Raw genomic sequence first — 16,198 nt, forward strand, 5'->3', positions numbered from 1 at the left:
TCCCACTCCGCATTCGTCAGATCCCCACGGCCCATACAGCCAGCCTGACGCCAACACTCCACCCGCGTCAGGAGATCCGAGAAACAGTGCCTAGGTCAGGAGGCCATCGAACTCTCCGGCCTTTGCGCCTGCGAGGAAGGCCCGAAGCTTCTCCGGCGTGGTCCTGACGATCACATCGGGTATGTCGCTCTCGCGCACAAGGACCTCGCCCTTGTGCAGAGCGAGTTCCACACAGTTGTCACCCTGCTCGGAGAACGAAGACTTGCGCCACTCAATGTGCACTCTCATCACACCCTCATAGGTCCTGCATCACATCGTGAATGAAGTCCCGGGAAGAGTCCGGGCCGAGGCAACGCTCTTCCATGCGGTCCAGCACGGAACGGTAGTTCGCAAGATGAGTCTCTGCGGACAGGAAGGCCGACCCTGTAGGGATGTCCAGCTGCACGGTGTCGAGCTGACGTACCGGCCCGCTCACATAGAGCGTCGAACTTCCCGCGCTGGGAAATCCACCTGCCGCGAACGGCATCACGCGAATCGTCACGTTCTCCCGGTCGGGCTGCTTCAGCAGATGATCCAACTGACTCTTGATCATCCTCTTCTCGCCGAACCGCATGCGCAGCGCGGCCTCATGGATGAGGAAGGTGCACTCCGGCGCCCCGTGCCCGTCAAGCACCTCGCGGCGCCGCATCCGGAACGCGATCCTGCTCTCAAGCGCTTCGGGGGTCAGCGGCGGTACGGCTTCCTGGAAAACAGCGCGGGCATAGTCCTCGTGCTGCAGAAGCCCAGGCAGGTGAGTGATCTGCGCTCCACGAAGGGCAAGCGCGTGATGCTCCATCTCGGCGAGGTCCAGGGCGGTGACGGCGAGCTTGTCACGGTACGCGTCCCACCAGTTTGCAGTCGCCGTGCGCCGCTCTCTGGCGATCTGCGAGAGTGCGTCGATGTACGCGGTGTCGGGACACGAGTAGTTGGCCGCCCAGACGCGCACGCGGTCAGCGCTTACGCCGAAGCGGCCGGCCTCGATATTGCTGACGGTGGTCCGGTCTGTGCCGTGCAGCGCGGCCGCCTCGGTCAGCGACAGCCCCACATGCTCACGCATCTTGCGCAGCTCGGCTCCCAACCGGCGCTGGCGTTCGGTCGGGGGCTTCCTCACCGCCATCAGTCACCCTCTTCTCGCCTCACCGTCTGGCCCGCGTCCCGATACGGGGCCACTCACCTTCCCCGCATAGCGGAGACACCCTGCCTACGCCACTGCACCGACCCGGACCCTTCCACTGAGCAGGTCATCCGTCAGCCCTCGATGTAGCGTGCGCAGCTTGGCAAGAGCCTCAGTCTCCATGGCAATTCTCTTCTCAAACTCACCAACTACGCGCAGCAAACGTGCTTGCTCATCCAGCGCTGGTAGAGGAATGGCAATCTTCTTGAGCGAGTCGCCCGAGATCTTCACCATGCTCTCCGATGTCCCTTGCGCCAGCCCGGTGATCTGACGCCGAGCACGAGAGGACCGAAGCACCAATTCGAGAAACCCGGCATTCGTTCTCTCGCTAGGCACAACGCGCATCATGAGATCTGGGTAGATGCACGGCGTACCGATGCCCCTGTAGACCCCCACCAGCCCAACCAGGTCACGTGTATTGGCGCGGCTCATCAACAAGTCGCCATCTGCAAGTACCGCGGGGTGATCGACTGCCACTGTCACAGGTGCGTTCTTTAGCTGACGCGGGCAGAACCCCCTGGGGGTCAAGCATCCCAACCCCAGCATCTGCACACCCGTCCATGCCGCGCTCTCCACAGGAGAGAATCCATTGCGTACCGGCGCGCCCAACGCGTCCGGCAGGCGCATACCCCAGTCCATGTGCCCAAGCATGGACTCAACAGCAGCATCACGAACGGCTCCCAGCTTGGCGATTATCGCCTCGCCAGCATGCTCCGCCTCGGTAACCGCGTCCAGCACCTCAACGATGCGCCGCTGCTCCTCCACCAATGGCCACAGAAGGTTGAGGTTTTCCACCGACCTCTGAGAGATGTTTTGCATACTCCGGCTACTGCCAGAGGCCGCTACCTCGATTTGCCGCCGCACCTCGCGCCCTGCGAGGGAAATGCTAGTAAACCGGGCATCCGCTAGCTCGGGATTAATGACCAGCCGCAACGTTTTATCAGAGAGCAAGAGCCGCTCCGAAGAGGGAGTAGCGATACACGCAGAACCCACCAATTCAGGCGTATTGGCTCGCGAAAAGAGCAGGTCACCGGGAAGCACCTCAAGCCGCTCGTCAGCCATAGCAGCAGACGTCACGGACTTGTTCTCCCGGGGACGAAAACCACTTGAGTGGACAGCGCTAACCTTGAGCACGCCCCACCCACCAGGTCCGGCAGGCACATCAGGCAAGTCGGGACTACGCCCAGCGTCGATACGTAGCAACCGGCTCTTCAGGGGAGCCTCAGTCCACATAACCCAGCTCCTTGAGGTAGTCGTTCACGCGGTGCGCCACCGCCTCGCGGCAGGTCTCGATATCGCTGAACGACACGGCGTACTTGTCCTCCCAGACGCGATACGCATCGATCAGCTCACGGCGTCGCCGTACGACATGCCCCTCCAACTTCGAGGCGAGATCGTCCCGGAGGATGCCCAGCACCGTCTCGCGGCGGCCCACGTCACCCAGGTCGTCTCGGGCCCGGTACAAGCGGGGATCAGGGGTCTTTTCCTCGTCACCGCCGCTGTCCTCAGCAACGACGATGTCCAGCGCCGTCTGTGCCGCCGCCCCACCAGCACCGGCCTCCGCCGCCACCGCCCGCTTCCCCTTCGCCGCCGTCTTTTTCGGCTTGGCCGAGCGACGGCCGCTCTCCAACGGCCAGAAGTCGTCTTCGAGTTCCTTGACTGCCTTGGCGGCCGCTGTCCGGTCCCGCTTCAACTTCTTCAGCTCGGCGTCGCTGAGCAGGTTTTCCGCCACGGCCGGGTCAAGGGCAGTCGGCGCGACCGACGCCTCGTCCTCCGCCGCCGCCTCGTCCCCGTCCTCGGCAGACACCCCAGCCGCAGCCGCTGCCCGCGCCGCCTCCGCCTCCTCCGCGACCTTCAGCTTGGCATCCAGCTCCGCCTTCTTCCGGTCGGCTTCCACCAGCTCACGCAGGAAGCCCGGATCGATCTTGGCGACCACCTTGTGGTCGTACGCATGACGGCGCTCGGCGGCCGAGCGCTTGCGCGCGCCGCCCGTGCGCGGGTCCGGCTCAGGCGACAGCAGCGTTTCGACCATCTCGACCCAGCCTTCGACCACACCACGGAACCCGTTCGTGGAGAGAGCCTTCAGGTCGTTGCGGGCCTCCTGCCACCAGCCCGCCACCGCGCCCGCGAGCGCGTGCTCGTCGAGGAGGCCGACGCCGAGCAGACGGTCACGGAACGAGGTGATCAAGTCGGCGCGGAGACGGGCCAGTTGGCCGCGCTTCTCGAACTCTGTACGGTCGTCCTCGTCGTACGGGGCAAGCGCCTCGATCTGTTCGGTCTCGGACGTCCACCACTTCTCGAAGGCTTCCCAGAGCACCTGCTCCCGGGCCTCGGCCAGCTGAGCGAGCCGGTCGGCATCGGGGCGCCGGTCCTCCGGCAGAAAGTCGAGATACGCAGGGTCGTCCGCGCGCTCCGAGAAGAGATCTTCGATTCCTACCCCGTACGCATCGAGCAGCGACTTCTTCGCCTCGATCTCCGCACGCGGCACGCCGCCCACCAGATGTGCCCGCACATCCTGCGGCTCCGGCGGCGGGGTGTTGTCCACGTACCGGCGGATGTTGAGGTTGTAGTCGTTGGCGGCCAGCTCTTCCTTGCTGACCACACGGGAGAAGCGGTCGACCTCGCAAGAGTCGAACGGCAGGTGGAAGGTGGAGACGATCTTTTCCACATGCTCCGGCAGCAGGACGTTCTGTGCCCGCTCGGCGTGGCACTCGCGGTCCGCGTTGATGAAGAGGACCTTGCCGCGGCGCTCCGGTGACTTGCGTCCGGGAGCGCGCAGCACCAGCACACACGCCGGGATACCGGTTCCGTAGAAGAGGTTGGGTGCCAGGCCGATCACGGCCTCCAGCAGGTCGTGCTCGATCAGCTTCGACCGGATGGCCTGCTCGGCGCCGCCGCGGAAGAGCACGCCGTGCGGCATGACCGTGAAGACCGAGCCGCCGCGCCCGCCGACCATGTACAGCATGTGCTGCAGGAACATCAGGTCGGCCTTGCCGCGCTCGGAGGTCGCGCCGTGCGGCATCCGCTCCTCAAGCAGCTCGACATCGTCCGCCGTGTAGTCCATGGAAAACGGCGGGTTGCTCAGGACGATGTCGTACGACCTGTCCAGGTGCTGCGGGTTGCTGAGCGTGTCACCGGTCTTCAGGTTGAAGTGACGGGCGCTGTGGAAGAGCATGTTCATGGTGGCCATGACCCAGGAACCGCCGTTGGCGTCTTGGCCGGCGAGCTCCAGGTTGTCGGAGTCACCGCCATGCTCGTCGATGTACTCCTTGGCGTGGATGAGCATGCCGCCGGAGCCGACGCAAGGGTCGTAAACGTGCTGGCCGGCCTTCGGCTGTGCCAGCTCGACCATCATGCGCACGACGGCACGCGGCGTATAGAACTCACCGCCCTTGGCGCCGGCCGAGTCCGCGAAGTCCTTGAGCAGGTACTCGTAGGCCGCACCGATCATGTCCGGGAACTCGAAGTCACCGCCGCGCAGCCGCAGGCTGCCGAAGTGCTCGATCAGCGCCGCGAGACGCTTGTCGGCGAGCTTGGCAGCCGAGGCGCCGCTGCCACCGCCTCCGCCGATGCGGTTGAAGTTGACGTGGGTGAACAGGCCGCGAAGCCCCTGGTTGTGGGCCTCCAGCTCCGCGAGTGCGGGCTGCAGGTGCCGGGTGGCGACGTCGTCGACAGCGCCCGCGAGCTTGGACCAGCGAGCCTTTTCCGGGACGTACATGACCTTGCGGTACGTGTAGTTCCTGGGTTCCCCGGCCTCTTCCGCGGCTTCTTCCTCGGAGCAGCGCTGCTCCCGGGCCTCCGCGATGATCGCCTCACGCGCGGCCTCGTACTCGTCGTTGACCCGTTTGAGGAACAGGAGGACCAGGATGTAGTCGCGGTACTCTGCGGCGTCCATGGTGCCGCGCAGAATGTCGGCCGCCGCGAAGAGGTGACGCTCCAGTTGGGCGAGAGTGAGCTTGGCCACGTACGGCTCCCTGAATTCCTGGTACTGAACGAGAGGGGGCTGGGGAGGGAACCGGTAGATCCGGCTCGCTGCACGCCGTCCACACGGCGTGCCCATGCAGCCTAGTAGTCGCCGAGCAGCAGCCCTTCCTCCACGAAGCGCCACATATCGGTGTACGTATCCCAGTCGTTCGGATTCGCCCCGTCGTGCCGTTTACTCATCGCCTCGGCGAACCGCTTGGCGGTGGCATAGCGGCTGCGGCCCTGCACTTTCCCCGTGATCTGCCCCGGGTGCACGTGCTTCGACTCCTGCACGCTGACCTTCTTCACGTTCTTCCCGTATGTCTGGGCAAATCCGGGCTGCTCCCGCAGCTTGTCGTTGGCACTGTCGCAGACGCCGCCGAAGGTGCTGGTGTAATTCTTATAGTGGAGCAACCGCCACAGCTCGAAGCAGGGGTGGGAATAAGCGATCCGCACGCCGGCCTTCTTCGCCATGTCGAATGCCTCGGTAATGTCCTTGTGTGTGTCACGGTCGAAGAGGACCCAGACCTGTGGCCAGCGCCAGTCGTGCTCGTCCAAGTCGTTGCGCTCCGCGTCGCGCTCCATCTGGCGCAGCACCTTGACTGCCTGCTTCACCATGGGCAAGGGCTTACGACCGTCCCCTGCAGCCGTCGCATTCATGAAGTGGATCTCGACCTCTTCACCCGGCTTCTTCGGAATGCCTTCCTCATGGATGAGGTCGATGTATTCCTTCTCGGTGACCTTGCCCTCGGTGTAGACATACACCCGGCGTTTTTCGGTATTTCCGACCCACTTGGCAGGACGCTCGCGCTGGAGCTTGTCCCTCCCCTTGTCCCTGGCCATCAGACCTCTTCCGTCTCCATCTGCAGCGCCGCGGCCGTCCGCAAGAGCCTGCGCCCCACCTTGCCTTCGGTCATCCGTGGCACACCGCCGAAGGCGCCTTCGAGATAGGAGGTCATCAGGTCCTCCTCCTCGGCAGGTTGGAGGTCAGAGACAGGGAACAGCTCTGTGGCCCCGTGCTTGTCCTTCTCCGTCAACCAGATCTGCCCTGGGGCCAGGGAGCGCTCACCGGCGGGGCCCCTCAGCAGCGACGGATCATGCGCCGTGAAGATCAACTGCGCGCCCTTGGGGTTCACCCACGGTGCCTGGAAGAGGCGGACGACCTCGGCCGCGAAGCGGGAGTGCAGGCTGGCGTCCAGCTCGTCGATGAGCAGGACGGCGCCCGTGTCGAGGGCTAGCAGGAGCGGGCCGATCAGGGCGAACCAGGAGCGGGTGCCGAAGGATTCCGCCTCCCAGTCCAGTACGGTCTCCTCGCCGCTGCCGGCGTGGATCAGCCGGACCCTTGGGCGGCCTGCGGAGTCGCGTTCCACCTCGGCCCCCGAGATGCCCAGGTCGGCGACGCGCAGCAGCTCCTCCACCCCCCGCCGTGACTCCTCGCTCTCCAGGAGACGCTGCGCGGTGAACGCCTCGCGCTGGCGTCGCTCGGTCTCCGGGGTGACGTCCCAGAGATTCTGCTTGAACCAGTCGTAGACGGGGGTGAGCTGCGGGTGACCGTCGTTGGCCGCGCGGGTCAGCAGCAACGCGTTGGGGCGGGTCATGCGTGCCAGCAGTGTGCGGTCCTGCAGCCGATCGCCAGGAAAGTCGAATTCCTTCTCGCGGGAAGCGTCCCGATCGAACCAGACCTGCCGCCGTCCCTTGGGGTACGCGAAGAGCCATTCCGCCTCGACCCTGCGCTCGCCCAGTTCGAAGCCGTACGACCAGCGGACCCCGTCCGCCATGACGAAGTCCACCTCGTAGAGAGTGGTCTCCGCCGCTGCTTTGGGGTCGAGCGCGAACTCTTCACGCGGGATGCCCTCGTAGGACGTCCATGCCGCGTACGAGCTGAGGACGGCCTCCCGCATCTTCTTCAACGCAGCGATGACATTCGACTTGCCGGAGGCGTTGGCGCCGAAGATGCCGAGGACCGGGTAGACAGGGAGCTGCTTGCCGTCGGAGAGCGGGAGCAGCTTGGCGGCCGCGCCTTCCTCTTCTTCGGGCACGACAAACGACAACTCCTGCTCCGCACGCAGGGACCGTACGTTTGCCGTCCGGAATCTCAGCAGCATTCCGTCTCCTTCATGGAGCACAGCGTAACGATGTTGCCCCGTGCCCGCCTGCCTCTTGCGAAGCAGACGGGCACAGCGCTGGTGGGCAACGGCACTACGACAGGAACGAGTTGATCTCGATCGTCTCGTCGCGGCCGGGGCCGACGCCGATCGCGGAGATCGGGGCGCCGGACATCTCCTCCAGCGCCTTGACGTAGGCCTGGGCGTTCTTCGGCAGGTCGGAGAAGGACTTCGCCTTGGTGATGTCCTCGGACCAGCCCGGCAGCGTCTCGTAGACCGGCTTCGCGTGGTGGAAGTCGGACTGGCTGTAGGGCAGCTCCTCGACGCGCTTGCCGTCGATCTCGTAGGCCACGCAGACCGGGATCTGCTCCCAGCCGGTGAGCACGTCGAGCTTGGTCAGGAAGAAGTCGGTCAGGCCGTTGACGCGGGTGGCGTAGCGGGCGATGACCGCGTCGAACCAGCCGCAGCGGCGGTCCCGGCCGGTGGTGACACCGCGCTCGCCGCCGATCCGGCGCAGCGCCTCGCCGTCCTCGTCGAACAGCTCGGTCGGGAACGGACCGGCGCCGACGCGCGTCGTATAGGCCTTGAGGATGCCGATGACGCGGTTGATCTTCGTGGGGCCGACGCCGGCACCCGTGCAGGCGCCGCCCGCGGTCGGGTTCGAGGACGTGACGAAGGGGTACGTGCCGTGGTCGATGTCCAGGAGCGTGCCCTGGCCGCCCTCGAAGAGGACCACCTTGTCGTCGTCGAGCGCCTTGTTGAGGATCAGGGTGGTGTCGGCGACATAGCCCTTGATCTTGTCGGCGTAGCCCAGCAGCTCCTCGACGACCTGGCCGGCCTCGATGGCGCGGCGGTTGTAGAGCTTGGACAGGAGCTGGTTCTTGACCTCCAGGGCCGCCTCGACCTTCTGCATGAGGATCGACTCGTCGTAGAGGTCCTGCACCCGGATGCCCACGCGGTTGATCTTGTCGGCGTAGGTCGGGCCGATGCCGCGCCCGGTGGTGCCGATCTTCCGCTTGCCGAGGAACCGTTCCGTCACCTTGTCGACGGTGATGTTGTACGGCGTGATCAGATGCGCGTTACCGCTGAGCAGCAGCTTGGACGTGTCGACGCCGCGCTCGTTGAGTCCGCTCAGCTCGGAGAGCAGGACCGCCGGGTCGACCACGACACCGTTGCCGATGACCGGGGTGCACCCCGGGGAGAGGATTCCGGAAGGGAGAAGGTGCAGCGCGTACTTCTGGTCGCCGACGACGACCGTGTGGCCGGCGTTGTTGCCGCCCTGGTAGCGCACCACATAGTCAACGGACCCACCGAGCAGGTCGGTGGCCTTTCCCTTGCCTTCATCACCCCACTGAGCACCGAGCAGCACAAGTGCGGGCACAGGCGTACACCCCTTCCGGGCGGGGCATGTCCAACGTGCGTGGATGGCGTCGGCGTGCGTGTTCACGCGTACGTCATCGCTGGAGACGTCGGACCGGTGCCCCGGAATAGACGAAGCCCCTGGCGCAATAGCGCAAGGGGCTCTTGCACCGAGATGCTACCTGAGGAAGGACCGAGGTGTCGGCGCAGCCTTCTGGGCACTCTCCCGTGGACTCCGTTCGGGGGCACCCCCTGCTCGTGGTCATCGACCCGGTCGCCCGCAGTACGGACGGCGAGTCCGTACGGATCGCGAAGGATGTCCTGTGCGCGGGCGCGGGGGCGAAAATCTGCCTTCCGGACGGGCCGGAGGAGTTCGCGCGGATCCTGGCCCGGCGCGGTCACCGGCGGCCGGTGGTGATCGGTGACGACCGGGCACTGCTGCGCGTGGTGGGCCTGCTGCACAAGGAGCGCGAGCTGGCCGCGGTGCCGCTGTCGATGGTCCCGGTGGGCGCTCCGGCCGCCGTGGCGCTGAGCCGCGCGCTGGGCATCCCCACGGACACGGTGGCCGCCGCGCGCACCGTCCTGGACGGCGGGGAGCGGCCGCGGGATCTGCTCACGGACGACAGCGACGGCATCGTGCTCGGCGGGCTGCGGATCCCCTGCGGGAGCGCGGCGGCCCGGCAGGGCGGCGGGGTGTACGTGCCCGCGGCGGTCCCCGCGGCGGCCCCGGCGGATCCGCGGGAGGCCGTGGAGGCGCCGGACGGCCTGGCGGGCGGGCTCGACGGGCACCGGCCGTGGTGGCAGCCGGCCGCGCGGACCGCCCGTACGGCGCTGGCGCTGCTGGCGGCGCCGGCCGCCGGGCTGGGCGGGCGGCGCGCACGGGTGCCGGGGCAGCGGCTGCGGATCGAGGCGGACGGGGTGCTGCTGGCGGATCTGGACCGGCCGGTGCGCGGGGTGTCGGTGGTGCCCGGCGGACGGGCGGGGGCGGACGGGCCGCGGCCCGGGGCCGGTGACGCGCTGGCCGAGGTGGTGGTGCACTGGCCGGGCGGGGGCCGGCCGGTACGGGCCCGGGCGCGGGCGGTGACGGTGTCCGGCGCGGACTTCCACTACCGGGCGGACGCGGTGGTCGGCGGGCCGGTCAGGACCCGTACCTGGACCCTGCAGCCGGGGGCCTGGCGGCTGCAGCTGCCCCGGGGGTGAGCGCCGGCCGGCGCCGCAGCGGGCGGTGTTGCCGGTGCCTCGGCGCGCGGCGTTGTCGTACTCGGCGGGCAGTGTTCCCGGTGCCTCAGCGCGCGGCGTTGTCGTACTCGGCGCGCATCCGGTCGCGGTGCTCGCGCCAGCGCTGCAGCATCCCGGCGAGCTCTTCCTGCAGGAACTCGAAGAAGACCAGCGTCTCGCTCATCCTGCGGCCCGCCGGGGAGTTCTCGCCGAGGCTGTCGACGCCCTCGCGCAGGGTGCCCTCCCAGCGGGTGAGGACGTTGTCCCGGCGGGCCAGCGCCTCGTACCACTGGTCGCTGTGCACGCGGTAGCGGTCGCGGCGGGAGCCCGGCTCCCGCTCCCTGCTGACCATGTCGACCTGGGAGAGGTAGCGGATCGCGCCGGAGACGGCGGCGGGGCTGACCTGAAGGCGCTCACCGAGTTCGGCGGAGGTCAGTACGCCGGAGTCGGAGGCCAGCAGGCAGGCGAAGACGCGGGCGGACATCCGCTGCATGCCGGCATCGACGAGCTGGGCCGCGAACCGCTCGACGAACTGCGAGACCGCCTCGTCGTCGCGCTTGTCCTGGGCCGCGTCCGGGACCGCGTCCTGGACCGTTCGGGCGGTCCGGCCCCCGCCGTGCTGTCGCTGCTCGCTCATGTCCGCATCATCTCCCCTGATCAGAGCCACTCCCCCAACTTTATACGTTTTCTTAACTTCACAAATTTGTGAAACTAACGTAGCTTCCGAAGCATGACCAAGGCAATCTCTCCCGCCCCCGCGGTCCGGGTCGACGGTCTGGACAAGTCCTTCGGCCGCACCCGGGCACTGGACGGCCTCGACCTGCACGTCGAGGCCGGTGAGGTACACGGCTTCCTCGGACCCAACGGCGCCGGGAAGTCCACGACGATCCGCGTCCTGCTCGGCCTGCTGCGCGCCGACGGCGGCACGGCCCGGCTCCTGGGCAAGGACCCCTGGCAGGACGCCGTCGAGCTGCACCGCCGCCTCGCCTACGTCCCCGGTGATGTGACGCTGTGGCGCAATCTCTCCGGCGGCGAGGTCATCGACCTCTTCGGCCGGCTGCGCGGCGGACTGGACCGCGCCCGGCGGGCCGAGCTCCTGGAGCGGTTCGAACTCGACCCCACCAAGAAGGGGCGGACGTACTCCAAGGGCAACCGGCAGAAGGTCGCCCTGGTCGCCGCCTTCGCCTCCGACGTCGACCTGCTCGTCCTCGACGAGCCCACCTCCGGACTGGACCCGCTGATGGAGGAGGTCTTCCAGAGCTGCGTCGCCGAGGCGCGCGACCGCGGCCGTACGGTGCTGCTCTCCAGCCATGTGCTGTCGGAGGTCGAAGCGCTCTGCGACCGCATCAGCATCATCCGCAAGGGACGGACCGTCGAATCCGGCTCGCTGGGAGAGCTGCGGCATCTGACCCGCACCTCGGTCATCGCCGAACTCGCGGGACCGCCCGGGCAATTGGACTCCCTCCCCGGCGTCCACGGCCTGGCCGTCCAGCCGATCCGGGGGAGCCGGGGCCACCGCGTCGAGCTCCAGGCCGACACCGACAAGCTCGACGCCGTCCTGCGCTCGCTCACCGCCGCCGGCGTCCGCAGCCTCACCAGCACCCCGCCCACCCTGGAAGAGCTCTTCCTGCGCCACTACCAGGACGACACCCGCGACACCCGCGACGCAGCGGCGGTCGCGCGATGACCGCCGTGGCCGCGGCCCTCCCCGCGCCCGCCGCACACTCCCGTCAGCTGGCGGGCACCGGCACCCTGTTGCGCCTCGCGCTGCGCCGCGACCGGGTGATGATCCCGGTCTGGGTGCTGTCCCTCGCACTGGTCGTCGCCGCCACGGGCTCGTCCTTCGAGGCGGTGTACGGCACCGCCGCCGAGCGCGCCCGGCTGGCCGTCTCGATGAACGGCAACGGCTCGATGCGCGCGCTGTACGGGCCGGTCTTCAGCGACTCCCTCGGCGGCCTGGTCGCCTGGCGGATGGCCGGCTTCGGCGCCGTCCTCGCCGCGGTGATGAGCCTGCTGATCGTCGTCCGGCACACCCGCGAGGAGGAGGAGACGGGCCGTCAGGAGCTGCTTTCCGCCGCCATGACGGGCCGCCGCGCGCCACTGACCGCGGCCCTGCTGACGGCCCTGCTCGCCAACGCCGGGCTCACCGTGCTGATCGCGGGCGGCCTGACCGCCTCCGGCCTGCCCGCCGCCGGCTCCCTCGCGCTCGGCGCCGCCATCGGCACCGCCGGCCTGCTCTTCGCCGGTCTGGCCGCCATCGCCGCCCAGCTGACCGAGAGCGCGCGCCTCGCCAAGGGCCTGACCGGCGCGGTCCTCGGCCTCGCCTTCGCGCTGCGCGCCGCGGGCGACGCCGCGGACCCCGCGGCCGCGTCCCCGCTCACCTGGGTCTCACCGATCGGCTGGTCGCAGAACCTCCGGCCGTACGCCGGCGAGCGCTGGTGGATCGTCGCGCTCTTCCTGGCGGCGGCCGCCCTGGCCGCCCTTGCCTCTTACACGCTGACCGCCCGCCGTGACCTCGGCATGAGCTTTCTGCCGGCCCGCCCCGGACCGGCCGTCGCGCCGCGCTCCCTGAGCGGCCCCTTCGGTCTGGCCTGGCGGCTCCAGCGCGCCACCCTGCTGGGCTGGAGCCTCGGCTTCCTGTGTGCCGGCGGGATCTTCGGCGGCATCGCCGAAGGCGCCTCCGATCTGGTCGGCGGCAACCGGCAGACCCGCGAGATCGTCGAGCGGATGGGCGGTCAGCAGGGCCTGACCGATGCCTTCCTGGCCACGATGACCGGCATGCTCGGGATGGTGGCGGCGATCTACGCGGCCGGTGCGGTGCTGCGGCTGCGCGGTGAGGAGACCGGGGAGCGCGCGGAGCCGGTACTGGCCGGCGCGGTGGGGCGGCTGCGCTGGGCGGCCGGCCATCTGGCCTTCGCCTACGCGGGCACCGTCGTCATCCTGGCCGTCGGCGGCCTGGGCCTGGGCCTCACCTACGGCCTCTCGGCCGGCGACCTCGGCGGCGCACTCGGTCCGGTCCTGACCGCCGCCCTCGCCCAGGTCCCGGCTGTCTGGACGCTCACGGGCCTTGCGGCCCTCGTCTTCGGCCTGCTCCCCAGGGCCACCGGCGCCCTCTGGGTCCTGGTCGGCGGCTGCCTGGCCCTCGGCTGGATCGGCCCCTCCCTCCGGCTCCCCGGGTGGGCCATGGACCTCTCCCCGTACAGCCACCTCCCCAAGCTGCCCGGCGCGGAGGTCACCGCCGCCCCGTTCGTCTGGCTGTCGGCCCTCTCCGCCCTGCTCGCCCTCGTGGGGCTGGCGGGCCTGCGCCGGCGCGACATCGGCTGATCCCGCGGCGGCCGGCTCTTCCGCGCCGGGCCGCCCCCGCATACGTGCGCCGCCGGAGCTGTAGCGGACTCCGGCGGCGCACTTGCGTCCGCCGTGGCACCGGGCCGGCGTGCTGCATGCACGGCGCCGGGGAGGGGTTCCGCTCGTACGGCGGCCGGGCCGGCGTCTCCCGCTCGTACGGCGGCCCGGCCGGCGTCCGGCCGTGCGGCGCCACGTCGGCGCGCTCTGTCCACAGGGTGTGGACAGAGCACAGAAAGGCGCCGACATCCAGTCACTCTTCGCGATTTCACCTGCCCGCGCGTTAACCCGTAGTAACTCTGGAGCAATAAGTGACATTGCCGTTACTTTCCGCATGCACGGCCGTGACCACGGCCCGCGGCACCGGAGGGGTTCATGCCACGCATCACCACCAAGATCGGCATGCTGGCGACGGCAGTACTGCTCGCCGTCGCGGCGGCCGGGCCCGCCCAGGGCAAGCAGGCGGGCGACGCCGCACACCGCACCGGGGGCGCGTCGGAGGCCTACTTCGTGATGACCGACGTCACGCGCGAGGAATTCGTCATCAAGCTCACCGACCCCCGCAAGATCCAGCACGCCCGGGACCTGCTGAGCGGCGCGTCCCATTCGGAGCCGCATGTCATCGGCCGGATCGAGAAGCGCCCCGCCCCGTACAACTGGCGCTGGAGCTTCCATCTCCGCCCGGAGACCATCGACTTCTTCGACTTCGCCATCGAGGTCTGTGACGCCACCACGCCCTATGTCGAAGAGCATCTGGACGAGGCCGGCGGGCCGTTCCTGCCCGGGCTGGTCTGGTGTCCCTGGACGTCGAGGCTGGTGCGGGAGGTCCCCCAGCCGTAGGGCCTGAGGTGACGGGCCGCCGGCCGGGCACCGCCCGCCGGCGGCCCGCGCCGTGCGCCCCGCCACACGCCGCCGCGGGCCTCAGCCCCCCGGTGTCACCAGCCGCGCCTCGTACGCGAACACCGCCGCCTGGGTGCGGTCGCGCAGCCCCAGCTTCACCAGTATCCGGCTGACGTGCGTCTTCACCGTCGATTCGGCCACCACGAGATGCTCGGCGATCTCGCCGTTCGAGAGCCCCTGGGCCACCAGCACCAGGACCTCGGTCTCGCGCTCCGTGAGATCGGCGATGCGCTCCTGGGCGGGGGCGCGAGGGGTGCCGAGACGGGAGAACTCGGAGATCAGACGCTTGGTGACGGTGGGCGCGAGCAGCGCCTCCCCGGAGGCGACGATGCGGACGCCGTCGGCGAGCTGGCCGGCCGAGGCGTCCTTGAGCAGGAAGCCGCTGGCCCCGGACCGCAGCGCCTGGTAGACGTACTCGTCCAGGTCGAAGGTGGTCAGCACCAGGACCTTGGCGTCCGCGTCGGCGGCCACGATCTCGCGGGTCGCCTCCAGACCGTTCATCTCCGGCATCCGGATGTCCATCAGGACGACATCGGGCTTGAGGACCGCGACCTTGTGCACCGCCTGGCGGCCGTCCACCGCCTCCCCGACGACCTCGATGTCCGGCATGGCGTTGAGCAGGACGGAGAAGCCCTCACGGACCATCACCTGGTCATCGACGATCAGTACCCGGATCATGCCTTGCCCCCCACCGTGTTCTCGCCGCCCGTCGTGCGCACCACCGGGAGGAACGCCGCGACCTCGAAGCCGCCGTCCTCGGTGGGCTCGGCCGTCAGCTCGCCGCCCAGCATCTGTACCCGCTCCCGCATGCCCAGCACCCCGTGGCCCGCGCCCGGCGAGGGCTTGGCCAGGCGGCTCGGCGGACCGTTGACGATCCGTACGCCCAGCCCGCCCAGCACATAGGAGATCTCCACCCGTGCCTCGGCGCCCGGCGAGTGCCGCAGCGCATTGCTCAGCGCCTCCTGCACGATCCGGTACGCGGACAGCTCCACGCCCTGCGGCAGCGGCCGGGGCGCGCCGGTGATCACGGACTCGACGGTCAGCCCTGTGCTGCGGAGGCTGTCGAACAGCGCGTCGAGGCCGGCGAGCGTGGGCTGCGGGGCCTCCGGGTCGTGCTCGACGAAGGCGTCCGGGTCGGCGGAGCGGACCACACCGAGGATGCGGCGCAGCTCGGCGAGCGCGGCGACGGCGTTCTCCCGGATCGTCGAGAAGGACATGGCGAGCTCGGGCGGGGTGTCCTTGACGCGGTAGGGCGCCGCCTCGGCCTGGATGGCGATCACGGACATGTGGTGGGCGACCACGTCGTGCAGCTCACGGGCGATAAGGGCGCGCTCCTCCAGGAGCGTGCGCCGGGAGCGCTCCTCCGCGGTGACGGTCAGGGTCTCGACGACCTGCCGGCGCTCCTCGCGCCAGGCGCGGACCGCGGCGGCGCAGGCCAGCACCACCCCGCAGAACACCGCGACCGCCGGCAGATCGCCCAGGTCCCTCCCGAGGGCCGCCGTGATCACGGCCGCCGTGGCGAAGGTGACCAGCCACATCTCGATGGCCAGCCGGGGCCGGGTGCGCAGCACCACGAGGACCGTCACGGCGAGGTGGGTGGGGAAGGACGACTGTCCGAAGACGCTGACGAACGGGGACGAGAAGCCCGCGTAGACGAGCACCGACATCACGAACGCGCCCAGCGACAGCCAGTAGGCGCCCACCGGGCGGAAGAGCGTGAGCAGCGGGCCCGCGGCGACCACGGCGCTGAAGCCGGTGACCAGGAGGCCGCGCAGCGAGCCGCCACCGTCGGCGTCGGCGAGGGTCGCCAGGAAGACGCACACCGAGAAGAAGCCGATGGCGAAGTGCGGCAGCCAGCGCGCCCAGTGCCGCAGCCGCTCCGGGAGCCACGGCACCCAGCGGGACACCTTGGCGTCCTCCAGCGGCGGCATCGGACGGAAGGCGAAGGCGCCGACGAACAGGTCCTGGCGCAGCCGGTGCAGCGCCCCATGGGCTATCCGGGCCTCGGAACGCAGGTGGCTCTGCGTCTGGGTGGTGTCGTTCACGCTGACAACGGTAAGCAACGACGGGCCCCCGGGCGTCCCCACCAGTGGGGATC

General features: G+C 69.2%; 14 protein-coding genes. 4 read left to right on the forward strand and 10 right to left on the reverse strand.

What is annotated here, in order from left to right; genetic code table 11:
* Positions 1-90: 90 nt before the first annotated feature.
* The 7 genes from ACGFR7_RS09510 to ACGFR7_RS09540 form a co-directional block, all read right to left on the reverse strand.
* Positions 91-288, reverse strand: a complete 198-nt coding sequence (locus ACGFR7_RS09510) for a DUF397 domain-containing protein (RefSeq protein ID WP_393315387.1) — start codon at positions 286-288, stop codon at positions 91-93.
* 7 nt (positions 289-295) lie between these two features.
* Positions 296-1,156 carry a Scr1 family TA system antitoxin-like transcriptional regulator gene (locus tag ACGFR7_RS09515; protein ID WP_393315390.1) on the reverse strand — a complete coding sequence of 287 codons (861 nt, stop codon included), beginning with the start codon at positions 1,154-1,156 and terminating at the stop codon, positions 296-298.
* An 84-nt stretch (positions 1,157-1,240) separates the two neighbouring features.
* Positions 1,241-2,275 (reverse strand): hypothetical protein, encoded by a 1,035-nt coding sequence (locus tag ACGFR7_RS09520; RefSeq protein WP_393315392.1) that lies wholly within the window; start codon positions 2,273-2,275, stop codon positions 1,241-1,243.
* Positions 2,276-2,435: 160 nt separating this feature from the next.
* On the reverse strand, positions 2,436-5,177 hold the full coding sequence (locus ACGFR7_RS09525; RefSeq protein WP_393315395.1) for an N-6 DNA methylase: 2,742 nt from the start codon (positions 5,175-5,177) through the stop codon (positions 2,436-2,438).
* A 101-nt stretch (positions 5,178-5,278) separates the two neighbouring features.
* On the reverse strand, positions 5,279-6,019 hold the full coding sequence (locus ACGFR7_RS09530) for an RloB family protein (RefSeq protein ID WP_393315398.1): 741 nt from the start codon (positions 6,017-6,019) through the stop codon (positions 5,279-5,281).
* The gene (locus ACGFR7_RS09535) at positions 6,019-7,281 is read right to left on the reverse strand and encodes an ATP/GTP-binding protein (protein ID WP_393315401.1); all 1,263 of its coding nucleotides are present in this window, start codon (positions 7,279-7,281) and stop codon (positions 6,019-6,021) included. Before ACGFR7_RS09535 ends, ACGFR7_RS09530 begins: the two co-directional genes overlap by 1 nt.
* Positions 7,282-7,375: 94 nt before the next feature.
* Positions 7,376-8,662: an adenylosuccinate synthase gene (locus tag ACGFR7_RS09540; RefSeq protein WP_086717212.1), complete on the reverse strand. Its 1,287-nt coding sequence runs from the start codon at positions 8,660-8,662 to the stop codon at positions 7,376-7,378.
* 206 nt (positions 8,663-8,868) lie between these two features.
* Here ACGFR7_RS09540 and ACGFR7_RS09545 point away from each other — a divergent pair, with 206 nt between their 5' ends.
* On the forward strand, positions 8,869-9,840 hold the full coding sequence (locus ACGFR7_RS09545; protein WP_393315404.1) for a hypothetical protein: 972 nt from the start codon (positions 8,869-8,871) through the stop codon (positions 9,838-9,840).
* 85 nt (positions 9,841-9,925) lie between these two features.
* Here ACGFR7_RS09545 and ACGFR7_RS09550 read toward each other — a convergent pair whose 3' ends face one another.
* Entirely contained in the window at positions 9,926-10,495 is a 570-nt protein-coding gene (locus tag ACGFR7_RS09550) for a GbsR/MarR family transcriptional regulator (RefSeq protein WP_393315407.1), read from the reverse strand.
* A gap of 93 nt (positions 10,496-10,588) precedes the next feature.
* Between ACGFR7_RS09550 and ACGFR7_RS09555 the strand changes: the two genes are divergently transcribed.
* The 3 genes from ACGFR7_RS09555 to ACGFR7_RS09565 all read left to right on the forward strand — a co-directional run bounded on the left by ACGFR7_RS09555 (position 10,589) and on the right by ACGFR7_RS09565 (position 14,040).
* Complete coding sequence (locus tag ACGFR7_RS09555) at positions 10,589-11,545, forward strand: ATP-binding cassette domain-containing protein (RefSeq protein WP_393315410.1); 957 nt, start codon at positions 10,589-10,591, stop codon at positions 11,543-11,545.
* On the forward strand, positions 11,542-13,182 hold the full coding sequence (locus ACGFR7_RS09560; protein WP_393315413.1) for an ABC transporter permease: 1,641 nt from the start codon (positions 11,542-11,544) through the stop codon (positions 13,180-13,182). Before ACGFR7_RS09555 ends, ACGFR7_RS09560 begins: the two co-directional genes overlap by 4 nt.
* Before the next feature lie 393 nt (positions 13,183-13,575).
* Positions 13,576-14,040: a calmodulin-binding protein gene (locus tag ACGFR7_RS09565; protein WP_393315416.1), complete on the forward strand. Its 465-nt coding sequence runs from the start codon at positions 13,576-13,578 to the stop codon at positions 14,038-14,040.
* An 81-nt stretch (positions 14,041-14,121) separates the two neighbouring features.
* On the opposite strand, the gene ACGFR7_RS09570 is transcribed toward ACGFR7_RS09565, so the two are convergent.
* Together ACGFR7_RS09570 and ACGFR7_RS09575 are read right to left on the reverse strand one after the other, a co-directional pair.
* Positions 14,122-14,778, reverse strand: a complete 657-nt coding sequence (locus tag ACGFR7_RS09570; RefSeq protein ID WP_088798580.1) for a response regulator transcription factor — start codon at positions 14,776-14,778, stop codon at positions 14,122-14,124.
* Entirely contained in the window at positions 14,775-16,145 is a 1,371-nt protein-coding gene (locus ACGFR7_RS09575; protein ID WP_393315420.1) for a sensor histidine kinase, read from the reverse strand. Before ACGFR7_RS09575 ends, ACGFR7_RS09570 begins: the two co-directional genes overlap by 4 nt.
* Positions 16,146-16,198 lie beyond the last annotated feature (53 nt).

Origin of the sequence: Streptomyces sp. NPDC048516, from assembly GCF_043199875.1 — a bacterium.
GTDB lineage: Bacteria > Actinomycetota > Actinomycetes > Streptomycetales > Streptomycetaceae > Streptomyces.